Raw genomic sequence first — 19,677 nt, 5'->3', positions numbered from 1 at the left:
CTTGGCTTTGCCGTTCAAGTCGGTGTTGCGTCACCGACCACGAACATGCGTTCGAGGACGAGCACGAAGCCGTAAAGCGCGACGCCGAGCAGCGTCAGCAGCACGACAGCCATCACCATCGCGGGCGTGTCGAGCGAGGATTGCACCTGGATCATGAGGTAGCCGAGCCCGCGCTCGGAGGCGATGAACTCGCCGACAATGGCGCCGGCGACCGCGAGGATGGCGCCGACCTTCATGCCGGAGAAGATGTAAGGCAGCGATCCCGGCAGCTGGATCTTGCGGAACAGCGTCCAGCGCGAGCCGCGCAGCGATTTGACGAGGTCGAGCAGATCCGGCTCCACCTCGCGCAAGCCGCGCGCGGTGGTGAGCAGGATCGGGAAGAAGCAGATGCTGAAGGCGATCAGGATGTTCGGCACGATGCCGTAGGAGAACCAGACGATGAGGAGCGGACCGAGCGCGACCTTTGGGATCATATTCAGCGTCACGAACAGCGGCAGCAGTACGAGGCTGATCAGCGGCGCCCAGCTGAAGATGACGGCCAGCGCCACACCGACGAATGCGCCGAGCGCAAAGCCGCCGAGGATCTCGATCGCCGTCACCAGCGTATTGGCGCCCCAGGCGTAACTCGCGGTTCCCAGCGTCTGGATTGTCGCGAGCGGCGAGGGCAGGATGAACTTTGGCACGTGGAAGGCATCGACCAGGACCTGCCAGAGCACGAGCACGGCGAGGTGCACGATCAGGATGACCGCAAAGCTGCGCGTATTGCGGGCGCCGTCTCCTGTCACCGGTTGCTCCCTGTTGCCGCCGGCCACCTTGCCGCCTGGTCTCTAGCCTAACCGTCCCGGAGGGAAGTTTCAACCAGTTGGTTGATTATGGCCGGAGCGAATGCAGTACGAGATCGGCGACGTGCCGGCGGCGGGCGCGCCGCGCCGCCCGACTCGACAGGTCCTTGCCGAAGATCGCCGACAGCGTCGGTGTGTTGGAGAGATAGAAATAGCTGAGGCCCGCGATGGAGATATAGAGCTGGATCGGATCGATCCCCTTGCGGAACATGCCGGCGCGGACGCCCTCGTGAAGGATGTGGGACACGCTCTTCACCAGCGGCGAATGCATCGCCTCCAGCCGCGTCGAACCGCGGACGTGGCGGGCACCGCCGCGGTTCTCGTCGTTCAGAAGCACGATGAAATCGGGGTTCGTCGCCAGGTAATCGAACGAGGCTTCGATCAGCTTCCGGATCGCCTTTTCAGGCGGCAGGCCTTCGAGATTGAGCTGGCGCTCCTGCTCGCGAATATCGGCGTAAACCCATTCGAGCACGGCAAGATAGAGCGCGTCCTTGTCGCCGAAATAATGGTAGACGAGCTGCTTGTTGACGCCGGCGCGCTCCGCGATCTCGTCGACGCGGGCACCGGCAAAGCCGTGCCGGGCGAACTCCTCGCGCGCCGCGGTGAGCAGCTTCTTGCGGGTGGCGACCGGGTCGCGCCGCTGCGGCACGGTGTCGCCTGAACGTTTTGCGGGCATTTCCAACCAAACAGTTGACAAGTTGAGGGCGGCCTTGTTGCATTGGTATCCTCACAGGGGGAGAGCGACAAGCCGGTCGCGGGCACGAGGAGAGATGCGATGAAGCGTTTGCAGGCGGCGGGCTCGGCTCTGGCTGTGGCCCTGATGCTCGGTTCACCAGTCGTGCCCGCGACCGCGGGCGAGGCGGTCAATCTGATCCTGAACTGGGCACCGACGGCCGATCACTCGCCGTACTATTACGCCAAGGCGCAAGGCTGGTACGAGAAGGCGGGCATCGATCTGACCATCGAGGTCGGCAAGGGCTCCGGCGTCTCCGCCGCCAAGGTCGGCTCCGGCGGCTCGCCGTTCGGCGTCGCCGATCTCGCCACCATGCTGGTGGCGAAGAGCAAGGGCGCTGACGCTGTTGCCGTCATGAGCGTCTACGCCAACACCGGCCAGACCTTCTACTGGCTGAAGAGCTACGGCGTGAACGGGGTCAAGGATTTTGCCGGCCACAAGATCGGCAATCCGCCCGGGGACGCCTCGCGCGTGATGTGGCCGGCTTTCGCCAAGGCCGCAGGGCTTGCCCCGGACTCCGTCGGCTTCGTCAATGTCGGGCCGACGGCGAAGATCGCCGCGCTGAAGAGCCATACCGTCGACATCATCAGCGACTTCTACAACGAGCACGATTTGAAGGTGATCGAGTTCGGGAGCGATCTCGGCTACGTCAATTGGAAGGACATCGGGCTCAACCCTTACGGCAATTCGCTGATCGTCAACGGCGGCTATCTGCAGAAGAACCCGAAGCTGGTCGAGGAGTTCGTGCGGGTCACGCAAAAGGCGTTCGCGACTTGCGTCGCCGACGCCGCGCCCTGCCTGAAGGCGTTGCTCGATCAGGTCTCCGGTCTCGACAAGGAGAATCAGGAGCGCCAGTGGGAGCGCATCAAGTTCCTGATGACGGACGAATTCACGACGACGAAGGCGCTCGGTTGGATCGACGGTGAGCGCATGAAGAAGGACTACGAGCTGGTCCAGACCTATCTCGGCATGGAGAAGCCGTTCGACGTCACGACGGCGTTCACGACCAGGATGCTCGATCCCGCCATCAAGATGGATGCGAGCAAGGTCAAGAAGTAGGGGGGCTTCCTTATCGTCGTCCTGGCGAAAGCCAGGACCCATCACCCCAGGGCGCGGTTTGGCGAAGACTCGTGGTTCGGTGCTCCCACCGTCCGCATCGATGGATCCCGCGGTATGGGTCCTGGCTTTCGCCAGGACGACACCGGAGATCGGGGCGGCTGCCCGTCGCCGAGAGCCACGGCCGGCCAGCCCGCCTCCACGTAACCCCACGGAGAAATTAACCGGCCATTAACCATATCGGCGGCATCGTTAACCATTCAATAACAGGGAACGAGTCGGCCGCTATGGAGGCTGCAGTAAAACCTCAACGCCAAATGGTGCGCTTGCGTGGGCGCTCCTATGTGGCCTTCGTGTTCGTGCCGACGGTTCCGATCCATGACTGGCTGCAGGAGATCGACACCACCATCGCGCGCTCGCCGGGCTTCTTCGCGGGCCGCCCCGTGGTGATCGACCTGTCCTCGGTCGATCTCAGCCAGTCCGGCATCGGCCATCTGCTCACCAGCCTTCAGGACCGCAACATCCGCGTGCTCGGGATCGAGGGCGTGGAGGAGGGCCGGCTGACCCCCATGATGCCGCCGCTGCTGTCGGGCGGGCGGAGCTGCGTGGTCGAACCGAGTGCGCCCAAGAAGGTTGAGGCAAAGGTCGAGACCAAGCCGACCTCGCTGCTGCTCGAAAGCCCCGTGCGCTCCGGCCAGACCGTGATCTTCCCCGAAGGCGACGTCACCATTCTGGGTTCGGTCGGCTCGGGCGCCGAGGTCGTCGCCGGCGGCTCCATTCACATCTACGGCGCGCTGCGCGGCCGCGCCATGGCGGGCGTGAACGGTCACACGAGCGCACGCATCTATTGTCAGAAGATCGAGGCCGAACTGCTTGCAATCGATGGTTTTTACCAGACCGCCGACGATATCGACGCGGCCCTGCGCGGCAAGCCGGCCCAAGCCTGGCTGCAGGGCAACACCATGCGAATTACTGCGCTGAACTGACCAGAAGGAGATTTTTGAGATGGCCAAGGTACTGGTCGTGACGTCAGGCAAGGGGGGCGTCGGCAAGACGACGACGACCGCCGCACTGGGGGCTGCGCTCGCGCAACGCGGCGAAAAGGTCGTGGTCGTCGATTTCGACGTCGGCTTGCGCAACCTCGACCTCGTGATGGGCGCCGAACGCCGCGTCGTGTTCGACCTCATCAACGTGGTGCAGGGTGTCGCAAAGCTGCCGCAGGCGCTGATCAAGGACAAGCGGCTGGAGAACCTCTGGCTGCTGCCGGCCTCGCAAACCCGCGACAAGGACGCGCTGACCGAAGAGGGAGTGGGCAAGGTCATCGACGATCTGCGCAGCCGTTTCGACTGGGTGATCTGCGACAGCCCGGCCGGCATCGAGCGCGGCGCCTCCATGGCGATGCGCTTTGCCGACGAAGCCGTGATCGTCACCAATCCCGAAGTCTCCTCGGTGCGCGATTCCGATCGCATCATCGGCATGCTCGATTCCAAGACGGTGCGGGCCGAGAAGGGCGAGCGGGTCGAGAAGCACATTCTCATCACCCGCTATGATCCCTCGCGCGCCGCGCGCGGCGAGATGCTGACCATCGAGGACATTCTCGAAATTCTTGCAACACCCTTGCTCGGCATCATCCCGGAGAGCCAGGACGTGCTGCGCGCCTCCAATGTCGGTACGCCCGTGACGCTCTCGAACGCGGAAGGCGCCCCGGCGCGGGCCTATATCGACGCGGCGCGGCGGCTGTGCGGCGACACCGTGCCGATGCAGGTGCCGACCGAGCGCAAGGGATTCATGGACCGCCTGCTGCGACGGAGGGCCGCATGAGCATGGGTCTGCTTCGGCTTCTCCGCGGCAACAAGGCCTCTGCACCCGTCGCGCGCGAACGGTTGCAGATCCTGCTTGCCCATGAACGCGGACTGCGCGGCCAGCCCGATCTGCTCGGTGTGCTGCGTGAGGAAATTCTCGCGGTCGTCTCCAGGCACGTCACGCTGGACCCGACCAAGGTCATCGTCCGGCTCGATCGCGGCGACGAGGTCTCGACCCTCGAGGTCGATATCGAGGTGCCCAACGATTTCGAGCGCAGGCGCGCGGCGGCCGGATAGGGATTTCGGCCGCGACGCTTCAAATTGGGGTGGGTGAAAAGGCGGTCCGCTGGGCATAGCGGGCCGCCTTTTGCGCGCGGACGGGAACGCTGCGGAACGAGGTCCGGGGCTCAATCGTTGTGAACAACCCGCGGCGGCGCGATGCACCGCGGTTTCGTCAAACGGGAGAACGCCCATGATGACCGAGGTCCAGGTCCACACCGTCGCGCGCCAGATGCTGGAACAGCATGGTTTTGCGGCGATCGCGAAGGCCGCCGAACAGGCCAGGGCTTGCGAGGGCCGCGGCGAGGCCGATGAGGCTAAGGAGTGGCGTCACATCGCCGACGCGATGAAGATCATCCGCGGTCCGCACCAGAGCTGACACCCTCGCGCGTCAAGGTTCCCCGCGTTCAATGCTCCCCGCGATCCGCGCCCTGCGGTGATGTGCGATGCTGCGTCTGCGGCTGCGAGCGCTCGCCGGTCTCCTTGCAGGGGAGCGGCTCCCACGAGCCGTCGGGCGCCTGCTGATAGGCGCTGCACGATGAGGACGAGGTCGATTTGTCCTCGCCCTTCTGGGCATCGGAATTCTTCGCCAGCACGGGCGCAGTCAGCACCGTAGCAAAGGCAAACGCGACCGCGAGAAGGACATGGTTGATGCGCATGGGGCTCCCCTGTTCGAATTCGAAGAGAGCCGCATGCTGGCGAGGATTGTGACGATTATTGGCCGAAGCGAAAGTTCCGGCGCGGCGTGCTTAACGCCGCGCGATCACGCTAGCCGCCCTTGCTGCGGATCAGGCCGGCGAGGTTGGTCTTCTGGGCCTCGCACCAGCTGGGCATACCGAGGCGGCGTTGGTTGAGGTCGGTCGCCTGGGTGGCCACCGCGACCTCGGCCATCAGATCGTCGTCCTGCTTCTCGCCCAATTTGCCGCCGGTGTGCATCCAGGCGATCGCCTTGCGGACCTTCTCGGTGGTGCCTTCGGGCAGCTGCATCTGCTCCGCCTTCTGCACCAGATCCTGGTAGACGACATCGGTGCCGGGACATTCGACCTTGGCGGCGAACGCTTGCAAAACCAACGTGACATAGGTCGAACGTGGATGGTCGGCCGCTTGGGCCGGCGCCGCCAGCAGCAACAGGGCCGTCATCAGAAAACCAGTGCGCATCCTTGGTACCTCCCCGAATTTTCGGGAAGGCTAACGGCTGGCGCGCCGCTCCGCAATGGGGATAGCGTGCGGCCGCGAAGACGGCCGGCGAGCTAGCGCCGCCAGGCCGGCACCGGATCAAGCGGCGTGCGATAGACCTCTTTGTGATCGCGGTCGGTGACGCGCACAGCGCAACCCTTGCTTTGCAGCTCGGGCTTCACCTGCGACAGCTCGGTGGCCAGCTGAACGGCGCGATCGGAGGCGACCTCGATGTCTTCGAGGATGATACCGCCCTGGTTCTTGAACTCTTCACCAACCACGAGATCGAAGGAATAGTAAGGCATCCGAATTCCCCGGTATGACGAATTGAGCTTCGGGTCGACGTTTCAACACATGACCGATGGTACCACTGAGTCGATGTTTATCGAATGAACGGCGCGCGCAATCTCTGTGCTTATGGCGCAGAAATGATGTGCAAGATTCAAGCGTGTTAAGATTTTATTAAATATGTCGGCGTGATCATGAGGCATGAAATTGCAGCAGAACCGGGCTCCGGGAACCGGCAGCTGCAAGAGAAGGCCGCCGGCATAGATCCCGACGGCCTTTTCTCTTGATGCAAAAACGATCGAAGCATCGCTTCCCGTAGTCATCCGGACTCAACGCATCACACCGACTCGGACAGCGTCCCTGGCGCGACGCGTCGTGTCCTCGCGTGAGATGGTTCAGCGCAGCGGCATTGGCGGGCGCACGACAGGTCCGTCGTCGTCGGCAACGGCTTGCGTCGTCATGGCAGCTGGCGGTGGGGCTGCGGCAGCCTGCGAGGCCGGCGGCGGCGGCGCGAGCGGCGCGGGCGAATAAGCCGGCATGTAGGTGTGCGACACGACCGGCTTCGGTTTGCGAACCGGCGGCGCCGCGGGCCGCGGCGGCAGCGCGGACGTTTGCGCGCGCGGATCGACGCGCGGCTTCGCATCGGCCACCGGCTTCGGCGCCGGCGGCTTCGCCATCTCGCGTGCCATCTGCTCCTGCCCGGCCTTCAACTCGGCGATGTTGGCCTTGAGCTGCTCGATCTGTTGCGCCATCGCGGTGAGATCGCGCGTCATCGACTGCACCGATTGTACAGGATCGGGTTGTGTTGCCGTGGGCACTGCTGCTGCAACCTGGGTTGCAGGCGGAGCCGCAGATTGATCGACCGCTTGATCCGTGGCGGCTTGACCCGTTGCGGCCTGGTCCGCAGGCGGCGCAGCCTGTGCGGCGGCGAGCGGTGCCGTCTCCGAGGTCGAAGGCAGTAGCGAGGCCAATGCCGGCGTCCATTCGGCGAGCATCTGTCTTGCGGTGTCGCCATGTTTCTCCCAGGCGACAGTGGCGGCCGCGCTTCCGCCCGCAAACAGCATCGTGACGAACGCGCCGCGCAGCCATTTGCCGGCCGAGGAGCGCTTCTGCCGGCTGAGGCCATCACCGGGCGCGACGCGCACGGCGGTGTCGACCGAGGGCGCTGCCGCCTGCGGCTCCGCGATGGGACTGAACTTCGGCTGCGGATTCATCCTGGACTTCAGCGCGAACGCCGGATCTATTTTGGGGTCCGGACGGGCCGTGATCTCAGGCGCAAGCGCGGGCGCGACGCTGAGACGGCGCGAGGCCAGCACAATGTCAGGCGAAATCTGCACCGCGTCGTGCGGGTCGTTGTTCGTGACCGTGTCCTTCACGATCTCATCGACGATTTGCCGAGAGTTCAGCGTCGCGAGCATCGCAGCTCCTTTGAAGCCCGGGTGTTTTGAAGCCCGGTGTTGAGTAGTTGAAGTGTTGGCCGTCCGCATTCGCGCGAGCAGATCCGTGAGGTGAGCCCATCCAATTCCCGAGGCCCAAGCACATGACGCACGAGTCCAGCCGGGTTTGACCAAAGCAAGGCGAGGGGATGGAGACTGTGCGACGCTCTTGCGCCGTTTGTGGTGATGGAACCCGGTCGACCAAACACGCGTAATTGTTCCGCAATGCCTTGTTTTCAGCACGATTTTGGCAGCATCTGGTGTTGCTGGGGGTGCTGCTATCGCTATTGGGGCCGGCGGTGCCAAGATCCTTATTAGTTCTATTCGTCCTTGCCATGCTTCCGTTGGGCGGCTGCATGCAGACGACGCTTTCGCCATCGACAGACGCGAGCATGACGCCGCGCGACCGGCAGTTACTCGCTCATACGCCGTACGCGCAGGCGAACGTGCCCGAGCAATATCTTCGTCATATCGTCGATTACCCGCGCAAGGAGCAGCCGGGCACGATCCTGGTCGATACCGATGCGCGCTACCTCTACTTCGTGCTGCCCGAAGGCAAGGCGATCCGCTACGGTGTCGCGGTCGGCGAGGAAGCCATGGCGTTCTCCGGGGTCGCGCGGGTCGGTCGCCTTGCGGAATGGCCGGACTGGGTTCCGACGGCGGACATCCAGGCGCGGCTCGGACCCTATCCGGCGCGTGTGCCCGGTGGTCCCGCGAATCCGCTGGGTGCTCGCGGCATCTATCTCTATGCCGGCAACAAGGACACGCTCTACCGCATCCACGGCACCAACCAGCCGGAATATATCGGGCAGGCGATCTCGTCCGGATGCATCCGGATGCGCAACGAGGACGTGATCGATCTCTATGACCGGGTGAAGCTCAATTCAATGGTCGTGGTGCTGCCGCCCGGACAGAACGCGCAGGTCGAGGCGCGGCCGAGCTGGCGCGGGTGAGGTCGCCCTAGTTCTCGGGACGGGCGATGCGCCATTGCAGCGTCGTGGCATTGCCGTTGGCCTCGCCCGGCGCCTTGTCGGCCGGCGAGGTGTAGAGCGGACGATAGCGATATGCCCACATCTTGCTGCCGTCGTTGCGGTTGATCACGGTGAAGTCGCCGATCGCCTTGGCATCGGCCGTTGCGGAGAGCGGAATCCAGCTCTCGACGCATTTGCCGTTGCAGTTCGACGTCTTGCCGGTGGTATCGCGCTCGTAATAGTAGAGCGTCATGCCATTGAGGTCGACGAGCGTGGGGCCTTGCTTGGTCAGGATGACCTTCGCCGGTGAGGTCGCGGGCTTCGGCGGAGGAGGGGCATCGCCGCCGCCATGGCCGTTCGCGAGTGCCGGAGCGGTCGAGAGCGCGATGGCCGCCGCCGCAATGAGGAACCTGAACATCCGAAACTCCAGACCGGCAAAGTTAATCGCGCGTTAAACGCCGAATGCGGCCGACCGTAACAGGCGAAGGTTAGTTCCTGGTTTCGCGACACTGCGACAATTACCGGTAGAATTACGGGGGTTATGCCTGCGCCTCGCGCAGCGGGGCGCGGCTGAGCTCGTTGCCGGCGGCGATGGCCTTGTGCAGAAGGCGCATCAGATCCTCACTTTCTTTCGCGCTGAGGCCGCGCAGCATGATGCGTTGCGCGGATTCCACGGCCGGCGTGATCTTGCGCAACGTGCGGCGGCCTTCGTCGGTGATCTCGAGCTCGCGGGCACGCCGGTCGCGGCGCGAGGCGCGGCGCTCCGCGAGCCCCTTCTGCACGAGGCGGTCGATCACGCCGGTGATGGTGGTGCGGTCGTAGGCAATCAATCCTGCGAGGGTCACCTGGTCGAGCCCAGGATTAGCCTTGATGGTCGCGAGCGCGGCGTATTGCACCGGCGTGAGGTCGAAGCCGGCATCCCCGACTTCGGCCAGAAACACCGCGACCGCGATCTGCTGGAATCGGCGCGCCAGATGTCCGGGCATGTCGTTGTTGTCTTTCACCGAATTTCTCCGTTGGGGCAGGTCCGCCGGTGTCGTTGACAAGTATACTGATAGTCAGCATACTGAGCAATATCCAAACAGAGCGTATCCGGGAGAGGTGCTCATGCAATTCCATCTCAATGGATTTCAGCCGGGCGACCCTGAGATCGCCGATCCCGCCGCGCGCATTCAGGGTTCGGGCGCAACGGGGGGCGTGCCTGACGAGGTCGATGTCCTCATCGTCGGCTGTGGCCCTGCGGGCCTGACGCTCGCGGCCCAGCTTGCCCAGTTTGCCGACATCAAGACCTGCATCGTCGAGCAGAAGCCGGGCCGCTTGCTGGTCGGGCAGGCCGACGGCATCGCATGCCGCACCATGGAGATGTTCCACGCCTTCGGATTCAGTGAGCGCGTCCTGAAGGAAGCCTGCTGGGTGAACGAGACGACATTCTGGAAGCCGGACGAGCGGGCGCCGGAACATATCGTCCGCAGCGGCCGGGTGCAGGACGTCGAGGACGGTTTGTCGGAATTCCCGCACGTCATTCTCAACCAGGCGCGCATCCATGACGGCTTTCTCGACGTCATGCGCAAGGCGCCAGCGAGGCTCGAGCCCCATTACAGCCGGCGCCTGCTCGACCTTCGGGTCGATCCGGCCGCGGGTCCCTCCGACCATGCCGTGACGGCGCGGCTCGAACGGGTCGATGCCGAGAACGAGGGCAAGGTCGAGACGATCAAGGCGCGCTACGTCGTCGGCTGCGACGGCGCCCGCAGCATGGTGCGCAGATCGATCGGCCGCGAGTTGCTCGGCGATTCCGCCAATCATGCCTGGGGCGTGATGGACGTGCTGGCGGTGACCGATTTTCCCGACATCCGCTTCAAAGCCCTGATCCAGTCGGCGAAGGACGGCAGCCTGCTGATCATTCCGCGCGAGGGCGGCTACATGGTCCGCCTCTATGTCGAGCTCGCCAAGCTCGACATCGGCGAGCGCGTCGCCAATCGCAACATCACCGCCGATGACGTGATCGCGAAAGCGCAGCGGATCCTGAAGCCGCATACGTTCGATGTGAAGGAGATCGCGTGGTGGTCGGTCTACGAGATCGGCCAGCGCCTGACCGACAAGTTCGACGACGTGCCGGAGACCGAGATCGCCACGCGTCTGCCGCGGATCTTCATCGCCGGCGATGCCTGCCACACCCACAGCCCGAAGGCGGGGCAGGGCATGAACGTCTCGATGCAGGACGCCTTCAATCTCGGCTGGAAGCTCGCTGCCGTTTTGCGCAAGCAGTCTGCGCCGAGCCTGCTGCATTCCTATTCGGAGGAGCGCCAGGCGGTTGCGAAAGAGCTGATCGATTTCGATCGCGAATGGGCCGGGATTCTCGCGTCCGCGGCCAAGACCGGCGGCGCCGACGCCGCCAGGACGCAGGACTATTTCGTGAAGCACGGCCGCTACACCGCGGGCACGGCGACGCACTACCGCCCGTCGGTTCTGACCGGAGCGACCTCCCATCAGCATCTCGCGCAAGGTTTCGTCATCGGCACGCGCTTTCATTCCGCGCCGGTGATCCGGCTTGCGGATGCCAAGCCCGTGCATCTCGGTCACGCTGCGCCGGCGGATGGCCGCTTCCGCATCTACGCTTTCTCCGGCGCTGATGATCCGGCAGCCGCCGGCTCGGCCATTCGCGCCTTGTGCAATTTCCTCTCCGAGGCGCGGGAGTCGCCGGTCCGGCGTTACACGCCCGCGGCCGCCGACATCGACAGCGTGATCGACCTGCGGGCGGTGTTCCAGCAGGATCATCGCGAGCTCGCCGTCGAGGCGATGCCAGCGCTGCTGCTTCCGCGCAAGGGCCGGTACGGCCTGATCGACTACGAGAAGTTGTTCTGTCCGGACCTCAAGAATGGTCAGGACGTTTTCACCATGCGCGGCATCGACCGTAGGGCGGGCTGCATGGTCGTAGTGCGGCCGGATCAGTATGTCGCGACCGTGCTGCCGCTCGATGATTTTGCTGCGCTTGCTGCGTACTTCGACGCCTTCATGCTGCAAGTGAACTGACGAGTGAGGTCGCCGGCGCACCCGCAGGCTCTCTCTCCGCGCGGTGTCGATGAACGGCGAATGAATATTGAACCGCGCGCGGTATACGTCTCGATCTTTTGACGAATGAGATCTTCGCACGCGGAACGCCCGCTGTGCCTGCGCGTTCCGACTCGAAAGAGGAGGACTACGCCATGAAATTCCGAAGCGTGTTGTTAGCCGCATTGCTGCTCGCCCCGACGGCCGCGTTGGCCGCACCGGGCATGGTCACCGTCTCGACCGGCCTGCGCGCCGGGCCGGGTCCGGGCTTTCCGCTGGTCGATCGCATCCCCGAGGGCGCCCGCGTCGACATCCATGGTTGCCTGCGCGGCAATGCCTGGTGCGACGTGAGCTTCTCGGATGACCGCGGCTGGGTGTCGTCGCAATATCTCGAATATCTCTACCGCAATCACTACGTCTATCTCCCCGACTATGTTGACGAGATCGACGTGCCGATCGTCCCCTTCGTGCTGACCTCGTACTGGTCGAGCTATTATCAGGGGCGGCCCTGGTATCGGCGGCATGCCCACTGGAATAGCTACTGGACTTCGCACCAGCGCGACGCGATGCGGATGACGATCGATCCGCGCGCGGCTCGCATCGGCCGCGCGGCAACGCGCGATGCGGCGGTCGCACTCGGGCGCAACGGTGCGAATGCCAAGGTAAATGCGAAGGAAAGTGTTAAGGGCGCGGCCGCGGTCTCCGGCCGTGATACCATGACTTCACGACACGACGCCGCGATCGCCAGGCACGAGACTGCGGTGACGACGGACCGGAGCCGTGCGGGACGAGCTGACCGCATCGCGCATGAGCGGACCAATCTTCAGGGCCGCAATCCGCGCGATGCACAGGCCCGCATCATGCACGAGCAGGCCGCACACCGCGCGGCTGTGCCTGCGCAACCGATGGCGCGCGCACACGAGGCGCCGCGTGTATCAGCCGCGCCCGCAAGCCGGCCCGCGATGCCGCATATGGCCCAGCCCAATGTGAGCCGCGGCTCGCCGATGAATGCTCATGCCCAGATGCCGGCGCCGCGCGCGGCTGCGCCTGCGATGCCTCATGGCGCTGGTGGCGGCGCACCTCACATCAACGCCGCGCCGCACGGCGGCGGTGCGCCGGCCGGCGGTCCCGGTGGCGGCCACCAAAAGCACTAAATTTACCAACAAAAGCCCGGCCCTCGCGCCGGGCTTTCTGCTCGGGGCGGACCGGGTTCCGTGCGCGTACAATTTAAGAAGCTTCTTCGCGGACAGATTTCATCGATCGTAATATGTCTACTCAAAGCTGTAAGCATCCACTCGGGGCAGCGGGGCACGGGAGGATGACGACGATGAGACAGAACCAGGCGGAGACGCGCCGCCATAATGTCGCGAAGCGGTCGATGACCAAGGAAGCCAAGCAGCTGTCCGGGCTGATTGCCGGATTGCGCCAATCTCTCGAGGTGATTCACAAGGAGCGATCGAGCACCAAACTCTCCGGCGCCGAGATGGGCCTTCTCGACGAACGCCGCAACAATCTGTTGCTGACCATCGCAGCCCTCGACGACCGCCTCTCGGCGGTGCAGGGGCTGATCGATCTTGGCCGCCCCCACATCATTCGCGTCCACTGATCGGAGCGCAGACCTGTGCTATCGGCTTCGTCGCGGCGGCGACGGAACCGGGCTCAGCTGCCGGCTCTGCGCGGCATAGGGATTGGCGTAGCACTGGGCGGACTGCCCGGACGCGGTCGCGGCGCACTGCGCCATTGTCGCAAAGCTGCAATCGATGCTGCGGCCGTCGATGGTGTAGATCTCGATGCAGACGGGATGACGCGGATCGTAGGTCTGCGCCGCTGTCGGCGCTGCGCGGGGCAGGCCCGCACCAAACAAGCCCGCGAGAAGCAGAATCGCATTCATGATGCGGCGCACGATCGATCTCCCTCGCTTAGCCGGAACAAAGCACATGCTGCCGCGGATGGCACCAAATTGCCACGCTCCCGGCGAATTGCCGCCAAAGCCCGCTGCCACGACGAGAGCGGGTGCAGGGCAACGCAAGGGGATGCGCATTGGCCTACAAGATGGTCGCAGAACGCGACAACGAGAAGTGCAGTTTTGCCCGCGAGAGCCGTTTGCTCATCGTCGCGAAGGCGAAGGTTTGGGCGAGCGAGGGGTGGAAGGTCGTCATCACCGACCAGGACGGCAAGGCCTACGCGCCGCCCGATTTCGATCAGCTATTGGCGGCCTGACCGCAAGACGGGCAGGGACGACATTGATTTCGCACATTCGATCGGGGCGCGGCGTGACCGCGCGCCTGATGAGTCTTCCAACTATGACTCTTGCAGCCGCCGCCGTCCTGACGGCGACAATTGCCGCCGCGCAAAATCTCGATGCCGGCAAGTCGCCGCAAAAGCTCTTCGCCGATGGATGCGCGACCTGCCATCGCAGCCCGCGCGGCCTCGCCAAAAGGGCGCTTCAACCTGACGCTGTCCTGGTTCCTGAAGGACCACTACGCAACCAGTTCGGCCACAGCCAAGGCACTTGCCGCCTATCTGGAATCGGTCGACACGGCGCCGCCTGGAGCTGCGGCCAAGCCTGGCGCGAAGCGATCCAGGCGGCGTGCTCCCACGCCGTCGCAAAGCCAGTAGGTGTGAGCCGGCTGCCCGAGAGGGCGTCGCCAAGCCGAGGCCTTGCCGGCATCAATGCACCGTGGCCGCCGAGAACAGGTTGATGACCACGACTCCGGACACGATCAGCGCGATGCCGACGAAGGCCGCAGCGTCGAACATCTGGCGAAACAGCACGAAGGAGACGGTTGCCGTCAGGATGATGCCGACCCCGCCCCAGATCGCATAAGCGATGCTCAGGGGGATGACCCGGATCGCGACCGACAGCGCGTAGAACGAGGCGACATAGAACAGCACCATCGCCAGCGTCGGCCACGGCCGCGTGAACTGCGCGGATTGCTGGAGGAAGGCAGACGCCGTGACCTCCAGGACGATAGCGAGGGCAAGCGCTGCGTAGGCATTGAAGGCCGAAGTCATCGCGGGCTCGGGCGTGTTGCGCAAAGAAAAATACCGCGCGGTACGGGGAATATGACGTTTGCCCGGGTCCAGTTATCACGTGTCAGTGACGAGCCTGCGACACGGCGGAGCGCAGCACGAAACCGCCGCGCGATGGTTCGCGCGGCGGCCCATTGGCGGTGGCGTTAGTTGATCCGCACGGAGAGTTCGACATCCTCGGCAAAGGCCGTGGACATGTAGCCGCTTCCGGGCCTGCGCATGCGCGCCAGATAGTCGGGACTGTCGTCCGCGTTGTCGGCGACGATGATCGCGCCCGGTCGGAGATGGCCTTCGACCAGATCCAGGATATCGGGATATAGCGCCTTGGCGCCGTCGAGCAGCACGAGATCGATCGTGTCGGGCAGGTCGACTTGAAGCGTCTTCAGCGCGTCGCCTTCGCGGATTTCGACGAGATCCAGCAGCCCGCCGGCCGCGAGGTTCTCGCGCGCCCGGGCCGCCTTGGACGGTTCGAATTCGGTGGTGATGAGGCGGCCGCCGCCATTGTCGCGCAAGCCCGCGGCAAGGTGCAGGGTCGAGACGCCGAACGAGGTGCCGAACTCGACGATCGCTTTAGCGCGGGAGCTGCGTGCGAGCATGTAAAGCAGGTGACCGGTCTCGCGGGAGACTGCGAGCGGTGCGTCCTTCAGCCGCCCGTAGAGGTCGCGGTAAGCGGTCTTGCTCCGCATCATCCGTGCGCGTTCGGCGTCGGTCACATCGGCGAACGCGGCTCGCATCGCGCCGCGCGCCGCTTCGTCCTGGTCGAACAGACGATCGAGCAGTGGTGCAAGTGATATGATGGTAGGGGTGGTCATGTGTAGTCTCCAGATGTCGTCGCGAGGCGCGTGCTTGCGTGAGAATTGAAATACGACTAATTCGTCGCATTCGCTATTCGCATTTTCCGAGGGCGCCATGGCCGATCGCCGAAGCCGTTCAGTTTCCTCACGAAAACAGCCGCAGCAGGCCCGCTCGAACGAGCTGGTGGCGGCCATTCTGCACGCGGCTGTTCAGGTCCTTGCCAAGGAGGGGGCGCAGCGTTTCACGACGGCGCGGGTGGCCGAACGGGCCGGGGTGAGCGTCGGGTCGCTCTATCAATATTTTCCGAACAAGGCGGCGATCCTGTTCCGCCTCCAGAGCGACGAGTGGCGGCGCACGAGCGAGCTCCTGCGCGGCATCCTGGCGGACCGGGCGAAACCGCCACTGGTGCGGCTGCGAGCGCTGGTCCACGCCTTCATTCGTTCCGAGTGCGAGGAGGCTGCGATCCGCACGGCGCTCAGCGACGCCGCGCCGCTCTATCGCGATGCGCCCGAAGCACACGACGCGCGGGCCGCCGGTAACGGCATCGTCGCGGCCTTCATGCGGGAGGCCCTGCCCAACGCGCCGGATGCGACGCGGGAGCTTGCCGGCGAGCTGATCAAGACGACGCTGAGCGAGGTTGGCAAGCAGTTCTCGGAGACACCGCGCAACGAGGCGGAGATCGCGCATCATGCCGACGCAATGGCCGACATGTTCTGCGCCTATATCGATGAGCTGGCGCGGCGGCGAGATCATTCCCGACATCCGCGTTTGCGGGCCAATATCGCTTCTGACTTGACCGGATCATGAGTTAGCCTCGATCTGTCCTCCAGCCAGTCGACGAGCGCCCCGCCATGCATGTCCTCCGCCCCCAATTCCGCATCGAGGAGCAGCAAGCGCTGGAATTCGCAAGTCAGCGCGGCTTCGGTATGATCGTCGCGGCGGATGAGCGCGGTCCGCGCGCCTCGCATGTGCCCTTCGTGCTGGAGCAGCGCGACGGGCGCACGATCGTGCAAATCCATTTCACCGCCGGGAATCCGCTCGTTCCGCTCGCGGACGGCACGCGGCGCTTCCTGCTGATCGTTGCCGGCGACGACGCCTACATTTCCAACGACTGGTATTCTTCGCGCGACAACGTCTCGACCTGGCTCTACGAGGCCGTGCACCTCTCGGGCGTGGCGCATCGGCGCGGGCTCGAGGAGAACCGCGGGCACGGCGATGCGCTACTCGCGGTCGCCGAAGCGCGGCTGCCGAAGACGCCATGGGACCTGGCGCAGATGGAGCCAGACAAGCGCGAGACCATGTTGGCCGCCATTCGCGTCATCGATCTCGTAGTGGATACCGTCGAGGGGCAGACAAAGCTCAACCAGCAGAAGAGCGATGCGGACCACGTCGCGGTCGCCGGCCGGCTGGCACGGTCGGAGGAGAGCGGGCATCGGCGGCTGGCGCGGAAGATGCAAGTGCTGCGGCCGGGGCTTGGGTACCACGGTTCGTGATCCGGGCTACTCTTGCGCGCTCCGGCATTTGACCCTACGGACCTCTTTCATGCTCGTCATCTCCATTCAAAGCCAGGTGGTCCACGGTCACGTCGGCAACAGCGCCGCCGCCTATGCCATCCAGGCGGAAGGGGTGAATGTCGCGGCGGTGCCGACAACGCTGCTGTCGAACCATCCGCGTTATCCGAGCCTGCGCGGGCGGGTGCTGGAGACAGAGCTTGTTTCAGATTTGCTCAGAGGCGTCGAGGAGCGCGATCTCGTCGACGAGGCCGCGATCCTCGTCACCGGCTATCTCGGTTCGTCCGGCAATGCCGCTGTCGTCGCCGATTTCGTCGAGCGGGCGCTGACCCGCAATTCGAAGCTGGTCTATCTCTGCGACCCCGTGATCGGCGATGACGGCCGGGTCTACGTCGCCGACGGCATCCTGGACGTGGTCCGGCACCGGCTGCTGCCGGTCGCCAATCTGACCACGCCGAACCAGTTCGAACTCGGGCTGCTCGCAGGCCTCGACATCGCGGATGCGCAGGGCCTGCGCGCGGCGTGCGCGGCGCTGGCCGGGACCGGCCGCATCGACGTGGTCGCCACCGGTTGCACGCTCACTGATACGGCGGAAGGGCAGGTGGAAACGATTCTGTGCGCCGACGGTCAGTTGTCGCGCTTTGCGACGCTGCGCCTGCCGATCCGCCCCTCAGGCACCGGCGATCTCCTCAGCGGCCTGATCGCGGCGCATCTGGCCAAGGGCACAGCGACCGAGGCGGCGGTGCGGCTCGCGGTCGAAACCATCTTCGCGGTGCTGGTGCGGACGCAGGAGGCAGGCACCGCGGAGATGCGGCTCGTGCCGCTGCCGATGCCGGGACGGTAAGCCGTCATACTCAGGTCGCGCGCTTCGCGGCCGATTGCGCTGATTTCTGCGGCTTCGCGGGGATCTTCTGCTCGCGCGTCGCCTGTGCCTTCGCCTTTGGCGGCTTTGCGCTTGCCACGGCGCGCGCTTTCCTCGGCTTGACGTTGGCTTCCTTGCGGTCCGACGTGCCGCGGCGCGAGACGTATTCCGTACCGTCGACCGGACCGACATGCGGGGGATCGCGGCCGAGATAGGGCCGGCCGATGCCGAGCGCCTTGCCATTGGCATCGACCCACTTCCACAGCACCTCGGTCGAGACCCAGCGTTGCGCGCGGTTGTCGCCCTTGGTGCTGACGATGTCGGCCGCCATGCCGTGGCCGTATCCGCCTCGCGTGCTGCCGCCATGATAGGAGCGGTCGGAGGCGGCCTTCAGGCCGCTCGCGATCGACTGGCGATAGTCGTCGCGGAACGCGCTGGTGATGCCCGGCGAAAGCCCGGCAGCCTCAGCCGCGAGCAACGTACGAAACAGCTTTTTCTTGAAACTCTTGTCCATGCCGCCGATGACGTAGTCCATCATCGACATGCCGGCGCGGTCGGCCGCCTTCGGATCCTTCCAGCCAAAGTCCTCGTCGACCAGTTTCGTGAAGCTGCGCATCACGGTTACCATCTTGCCCTTGCGCTTGACGGTGACGGCGCGGCGATCCTCGACCTTGACCGAGTCTTCCTTGGGCGTGCGCTGGTAGAGCGCCCAGAGATAGCGGTCGATGCAGGCTTCCATGACGTAGCATTCGTCGAGTACCGCGGTCGTATCCGCAGACGGCGAAGCCTTGCTCGCGGCAGGCGCGGGGCCGGTCGCGATCGTCGCGGGCGACAGCGCGTCCGTCGTCACGATCTCAGTGGGATCGGCGGATGCGAGCTTGATCACGGGCTCCGGCGCCGGAGCCGGAGCAACCTCGCTGGCGACTGGTGCTGGGTCAGGCGAAATCTGCGGCGCGAGCGGCGCCTCGGTCGGCAAGATCAGCACTGGGTCGGCCGAGGCGAGCTTGATGGCCAGAGCTGGGGCCTCGGGCGCTGCCACTTCGGTGGTTACGATCGAGGGTGTCGCAGCGACGGCGGCCGCGATATCGGCGGTCAGGGCGACGCCGTCCTCGATGGCCGCAGCGTGCGGGATGTCGGCGAGGTCGAGCCGGCCAAGATCCTTAGCGCGCGAGACGGCAGAAGCATTGGCGCCGCTGTTCTCGATGAGGGCAGGAGCATACGCGGACAAAGAAAGCGCCAGCCAGCCGGCGAGAACCGCCGAGGGGCAGGAGACCGCCACCAGAAGAGACCGCCGATCATTCATGATCCCTGCCTCCAAACGGTTCTGTTGAACCTCGTCTTCTCCGAATAGTCTGACCAGACAGTCTTGGCCAAACAGTCTTGCACGAAAAGGCACGCCGCGCGTCGATTGTTCGGAGGACGGTGTGGCGGCGCAATGGCGCAATTCGGCAAAAGCGGGCTTTTCGACCAGGTGTTGCGCGGGGGCAACGCGGGTTCCATCACGGTTCCACCGGCGCTTGCGCGCGGGCGGTGTGCAAAATTCGATAAGGACGAATATTCTGGCACGGGTCGCCGTAAGGGTGTTTCACCCACACGTTGCGCAACCTTGTCACGGTCGGCGCGTTAGGCGCCCATGACGCACTCCTCGCTTCGTCCGATGGACGCCTTCGATCCCAGCGAGCCCGCCATCCTGCACGACCAGCTCTCCGATACGATCATCACCTGGACCGCTGAGCAGGCCGACGATTTCAGGCGGGCCAGCCGGACGGGCGATGACGGAACCGTGATCTGGAAGGACTACGTTTTCGACGGCTGGGGCCATGTGCTCGGCGGCTGAGTCCCCGC

General features: G+C 64.9%; 26 protein-coding genes and 1 pseudogene. 15 read left to right on the top strand and 12 right to left on the bottom strand.

What is annotated here, in order from left to right; all coding sequences use genetic code 11:
• Positions 1-14: 14 nt before the first annotated feature.
• Together AC0L21_RS00745 and AC0L21_RS00740 are read right to left on the bottom strand one after the other, a co-directional pair.
• Positions 15-785, bottom strand: a complete 771-nt coding sequence (locus AC0L21_RS00745; protein WP_473257030.1) for an ABC transporter permease — start codon at positions 783-785, stop codon at positions 15-17.
• Positions 786-870: 85 nt separating this feature from the next.
• A complete protein-coding gene (locus tag AC0L21_RS00740; RefSeq protein WP_007591743.1) occupies positions 871-1,518 on the bottom strand; it encodes a TetR/AcrR family transcriptional regulator in 648 nt (215 codons plus the stop codon).
• A gap of 99 nt (positions 1,519-1,617) precedes the next feature.
• Between AC0L21_RS00740 and AC0L21_RS00735 the strand changes: the two genes are divergently transcribed.
• From AC0L21_RS00735 to AC0L21_RS00715, 5 genes are all read left to right on the top strand, one after another.
• The gene (locus tag AC0L21_RS00735) at positions 1,618-2,634 is read left to right on the top strand and encodes an ABC transporter substrate-binding protein (RefSeq protein WP_473257029.1); all 1,017 of its coding nucleotides are present in this window, start codon (positions 1,618-1,620) and stop codon (positions 2,632-2,634) included.
• Between the two features lie 284 nt (positions 2,635-2,918).
• Complete coding sequence (gene minC / locus AC0L21_RS00730) at positions 2,919-3,617, top strand: septum site-determining protein MinC (RefSeq protein WP_473257028.1); 699 nt, start codon at positions 2,919-2,921, stop codon at positions 3,615-3,617.
• A 19-nt stretch (positions 3,618-3,636) separates the two neighbouring features.
• Positions 3,637-4,452 (top strand): septum site-determining protein MinD, encoded by an 816-nt coding sequence (minD, locus tag AC0L21_RS00725; protein WP_007591740.1) that lies wholly within the window; start codon positions 3,637-3,639, stop codon positions 4,450-4,452.
• Positions 4,449-4,730, top strand: coding sequence for a cell division topological specificity factor MinE (minE, locus tag AC0L21_RS00720; RefSeq protein WP_007609560.1), 282 nt, complete (start codon positions 4,449-4,451; stop codon positions 4,728-4,730). Before minD ends, minE begins: the two co-directional genes overlap by 4 nt.
• Before the next feature lie 175 nt (positions 4,731-4,905).
• The gene (locus AC0L21_RS00715; RefSeq protein WP_018454544.1) at positions 4,906-5,091 is read left to right on the top strand and encodes a hypothetical protein; all 186 of its coding nucleotides are present in this window, start codon (positions 4,906-4,908) and stop codon (positions 5,089-5,091) included.
• A 28-nt stretch (positions 5,092-5,119) separates the two neighbouring features.
• On the opposite strand, the gene AC0L21_RS00710 is transcribed toward AC0L21_RS00715, so the two are convergent.
• The 4 genes from AC0L21_RS00710 to AC0L21_RS00695 form a co-directional block, all read right to left on the bottom strand.
• A complete protein-coding gene (locus AC0L21_RS00710; protein ID WP_473257027.1) occupies positions 5,120-5,371 on the bottom strand; it encodes a hypothetical protein in 252 nt (83 codons plus the stop codon).
• A gap of 109 nt (positions 5,372-5,480) precedes the next feature.
• Positions 5,481-5,870 carry a hypothetical protein gene (locus AC0L21_RS00705; RefSeq protein WP_027517634.1) on the bottom strand — a complete coding sequence of 130 codons (390 nt, stop codon included), beginning with the start codon at positions 5,868-5,870 and terminating at the stop codon, positions 5,481-5,483.
• A 92-nt stretch (positions 5,871-5,962) separates the two neighbouring features.
• On the bottom strand, positions 5,963-6,193 hold the full coding sequence (locus AC0L21_RS00700) for a DUF6894 family protein (protein ID WP_007591727.1): 231 nt from the start codon (positions 6,191-6,193) through the stop codon (positions 5,963-5,965).
• 378 nt (positions 6,194-6,571) lie between these two features.
• A complete protein-coding gene (locus tag AC0L21_RS00695) occupies positions 6,572-7,594 on the bottom strand; it encodes a hypothetical protein (protein ID WP_473257026.1) in 1,023 nt (340 codons plus the stop codon).
• 353 nt (positions 7,595-7,947) lie between these two features.
• On the opposite strand from AC0L21_RS00695, the gene AC0L21_RS00690 reads away from it, so the two are divergent.
• On the top strand, positions 7,948-8,565 hold the full coding sequence (locus tag AC0L21_RS00690; RefSeq protein ID WP_063628391.1) for a L,D-transpeptidase: 618 nt from the start codon (positions 7,948-7,950) through the stop codon (positions 8,563-8,565).
• Between the two features lie 7 nt (positions 8,566-8,572).
• Here the strand turns inward: AC0L21_RS00690 and AC0L21_RS00685 are convergent, their stop codons facing one another.
• Positions 8,573-9,001, bottom strand: a complete 429-nt coding sequence (locus AC0L21_RS00685; protein WP_473257025.1) for a COG4315 family predicted lipoprotein — start codon at positions 8,999-9,001, stop codon at positions 8,573-8,575.
• 121 nt (positions 9,002-9,122) lie between these two features.
• Complete coding sequence (locus AC0L21_RS00680; protein WP_007591720.1) at positions 9,123-9,587, bottom strand: MarR family winged helix-turn-helix transcriptional regulator; 465 nt, start codon at positions 9,585-9,587, stop codon at positions 9,123-9,125.
• A gap of 103 nt (positions 9,588-9,690) precedes the next feature.
• Between AC0L21_RS00680 and AC0L21_RS00675 the strand changes: the two genes are divergently transcribed.
• The 3 genes from AC0L21_RS00675 (at position 9,691) to AC0L21_RS00665 (ending at position 13,237) form a co-directional block, all read left to right on the top strand.
• Complete coding sequence (locus tag AC0L21_RS00675) at positions 9,691-11,613, top strand: FAD-binding monooxygenase (RefSeq protein ID WP_473257023.1); 1,923 nt, start codon at positions 9,691-9,693, stop codon at positions 11,611-11,613.
• Between the two features lie 173 nt (positions 11,614-11,786).
• A complete protein-coding gene (locus tag AC0L21_RS00670) occupies positions 11,787-12,785 on the top strand; it encodes an SH3 domain-containing protein (protein ID WP_473257022.1) in 999 nt (332 codons plus the stop codon).
• Between the two features lie 173 nt (positions 12,786-12,958).
• Positions 12,959-13,237 carry a hypothetical protein gene (locus AC0L21_RS00665; RefSeq protein WP_027517641.1) on the top strand — a complete coding sequence of 93 codons (279 nt, stop codon included), beginning with the start codon at positions 12,959-12,961 and terminating at the stop codon, positions 13,235-13,237.
• 18 nt (positions 13,238-13,255) lie between these two features.
• On the opposite strand, the gene AC0L21_RS00660 is transcribed toward AC0L21_RS00665, so the two are convergent.
• Complete coding sequence (locus AC0L21_RS00660; RefSeq protein WP_473257021.1) at positions 13,256-13,534, bottom strand: DUF3551 domain-containing protein; 279 nt, start codon at positions 13,532-13,534, stop codon at positions 13,256-13,258.
• A gap of 110 nt (positions 13,535-13,644) precedes the next feature.
• Between AC0L21_RS00660 and AC0L21_RS00655 the strand changes: the two genes are divergently transcribed.
• Complete coding sequence (locus AC0L21_RS00655; RefSeq protein WP_473257020.1) at positions 13,645-13,851, top strand: hypothetical protein; 207 nt, start codon at positions 13,645-13,647, stop codon at positions 13,849-13,851.
• An 83-nt stretch (positions 13,852-13,934) separates the two neighbouring features.
• Positions 13,935-14,250 (top strand): annotated as a pseudogene (locus tag AC0L21_RS00650) (hypothetical protein).
• 51 nt (positions 14,251-14,301) lie between these two features.
• On the opposite strand, the gene AC0L21_RS00645 reads toward AC0L21_RS00650, so the two are convergent.
• Positions 14,302-14,646 carry a DMT family transporter gene (locus tag AC0L21_RS00645; protein WP_473257019.1) on the bottom strand — a complete coding sequence of 115 codons (345 nt, stop codon included), beginning with the start codon at positions 14,644-14,646 and terminating at the stop codon, positions 14,302-14,304.
• A gap of 164 nt (positions 14,647-14,810) precedes the next feature.
• On the bottom strand, positions 14,811-15,476 hold the full coding sequence (locus AC0L21_RS00640; RefSeq protein WP_473257018.1) for an O-methyltransferase: 666 nt from the start codon (positions 15,474-15,476) through the stop codon (positions 14,811-14,813).
• Between the two features lie 97 nt (positions 15,477-15,573).
• On the opposite strand from AC0L21_RS00640, the gene AC0L21_RS00635 reads away from it, so the two are divergent.
• The 3 genes from AC0L21_RS00635 to pdxY are packed head-to-tail and all read left to right on the top strand — an operon-like array spanning position 15,574 to position 17,814.
• Entirely contained in the window at positions 15,574-16,266 is a 693-nt protein-coding gene (locus AC0L21_RS00635; protein ID WP_473257017.1) for a TetR/AcrR family transcriptional regulator, read from the top strand.
• 44 nt (positions 16,267-16,310) lie between these two features.
• Positions 16,311-16,952, top strand: coding sequence for an FMN-binding negative transcriptional regulator (locus AC0L21_RS00630; RefSeq protein WP_473257016.1), 642 nt, complete (start codon positions 16,311-16,313; stop codon positions 16,950-16,952).
• Positions 16,953-17,001: 49 nt separating this feature from the next.
• Positions 17,002-17,814 carry a pyridoxal kinase gene (gene pdxY, locus AC0L21_RS00625; RefSeq protein ID WP_473257015.1) on the top strand — a complete coding sequence of 271 codons (813 nt, stop codon included), beginning with the start codon at positions 17,002-17,004 and terminating at the stop codon, positions 17,812-17,814.
• 10 nt (positions 17,815-17,824) lie between these two features.
• Here pdxY and AC0L21_RS00620 read toward each other — a convergent pair whose 3' ends face one another.
• Positions 17,825-19,135 (bottom strand): M15 family metallopeptidase domain-containing protein, encoded by a 1,311-nt coding sequence (locus AC0L21_RS00620; protein ID WP_473257014.1) that lies wholly within the window; start codon positions 19,133-19,135, stop codon positions 17,825-17,827.
• 330 nt (positions 19,136-19,465) lie between these two features.
• Between AC0L21_RS00620 and AC0L21_RS00615 the strand changes: the two genes are divergently transcribed.
• A complete protein-coding gene (locus tag AC0L21_RS00615; RefSeq protein ID WP_473257013.1) occupies positions 19,466-19,669 on the top strand; it encodes a hypothetical protein in 204 nt (67 codons plus the stop codon).
• The last annotated feature ends 8 nt before the right edge of the window (positions 19,670-19,677 follow it).

This window comes from Bradyrhizobium sp. WSM4873, from assembly GCF_055811355.1.
This window is presented reverse-complemented; position numbering and strand designations above follow the sequence as displayed.

Bases quoted from the DNA above. Each gene is read 5' to 3' on its own strand.
- AC0L21_RS00615 (WP_473257013.1), top strand. From the start codon at position 19,466: ATGACGCACTCCTCGCTTCGTCCGATGGACGCCTTCGATCCCAGCGAG.
- AC0L21_RS00700 (WP_007591727.1), bottom strand. From the start codon at position 6,193: ATGCCTTACTATTCCTTCGATCTCGTGGTTGGTGAAGAGTTCAAGAAC.
- AC0L21_RS00690 (WP_063628391.1), top strand. From the start codon at position 7,948: ATGCTTCCGTTGGGCGGCTGCATGCAGACGACGCTTTCGCCATCGACA.
- AC0L21_RS00710 (WP_473257027.1), bottom strand. From the start codon at position 5,371: ATGCGCATCAACCATGTCCTTCTCGCGGTCGCGTTTGCCTTTGCTACG.
- AC0L21_RS00635 (WP_473257017.1), top strand. From the start codon at position 15,574: ATGGCCGATCGCCGAAGCCGTTCAGTTTCCTCACGAAAACAGCCGCAG.
- AC0L21_RS00630 (WP_473257016.1), top strand. From the start codon at position 16,311: ATGCATGTCCTCCGCCCCCAATTCCGCATCGAGGAGCAGCAAGCGCTG.
- AC0L21_RS00670 (WP_473257022.1), top strand. From the start codon at position 11,787: ATGAAATTCCGAAGCGTGTTGTTAGCCGCATTGCTGCTCGCCCCGACG.
- AC0L21_RS00640 (WP_473257018.1), bottom strand. From the start codon at position 15,476: ATGACCACCCCTACCATCATATCACTTGCACCACTGCTCGATCGTCTG.
- AC0L21_RS00620 (WP_473257014.1), bottom strand. From the start codon at position 19,135: ATGAATGATCGGCGGTCTCTTCTGGTGGCGGTCTCCTGCCCCTCGGCG.
- pdxY (WP_473257015.1), top strand. From the start codon at position 17,002: ATGCTCGTCATCTCCATTCAAAGCCAGGTGGTCCACGGTCACGTCGGC.
- AC0L21_RS00645 (WP_473257019.1), bottom strand. From the start codon at position 14,646: ATGACTTCGGCCTTCAATGCCTACGCAGCGCTTGCCCTCGCTATCGTC.
- AC0L21_RS00740 (WP_007591743.1), bottom strand. From the start codon at position 1,518: ATGCCCGCAAAACGTTCAGGCGACACCGTGCCGCAGCGGCGCGACCCG.
- AC0L21_RS00695 (WP_473257026.1), bottom strand. From the start codon at position 7,594: ATGCTCGCGACGCTGAACTCTCGGCAAATCGTCGATGAGATCGTGAAG.
- minC (WP_473257028.1), top strand. From the start codon at position 2,919: ATGGAGGCTGCAGTAAAACCTCAACGCCAAATGGTGCGCTTGCGTGGG.
- AC0L21_RS00675 (WP_473257023.1), top strand. From the start codon at position 9,691: ATGCAATTCCATCTCAATGGATTTCAGCCGGGCGACCCTGAGATCGCC.
- AC0L21_RS00665 (WP_027517641.1), top strand. From the start codon at position 12,959: ATGAGACAGAACCAGGCGGAGACGCGCCGCCATAATGTCGCGAAGCGG.
- AC0L21_RS00705 (WP_027517634.1), bottom strand. From the start codon at position 5,870: ATGCGCACTGGTTTTCTGATGACGGCCCTGTTGCTGCTGGCGGCGCCG.
- AC0L21_RS00685 (WP_473257025.1), bottom strand. From the start codon at position 9,001: ATGTTCAGGTTCCTCATTGCGGCGGCGGCCATCGCGCTCTCGACCGCT.
- AC0L21_RS00735 (WP_473257029.1), top strand. From the start codon at position 1,618: ATGAAGCGTTTGCAGGCGGCGGGCTCGGCTCTGGCTGTGGCCCTGATG.
- AC0L21_RS00715 (WP_018454544.1), top strand. From the start codon at position 4,906: ATGATGACCGAGGTCCAGGTCCACACCGTCGCGCGCCAGATGCTGGAA.
- minE (WP_007609560.1), top strand. From the start codon at position 4,449: ATGAGCATGGGTCTGCTTCGGCTTCTCCGCGGCAACAAGGCCTCTGCA.
- minD (WP_007591740.1), top strand. From the start codon at position 3,637: ATGGCCAAGGTACTGGTCGTGACGTCAGGCAAGGGGGGCGTCGGCAAG.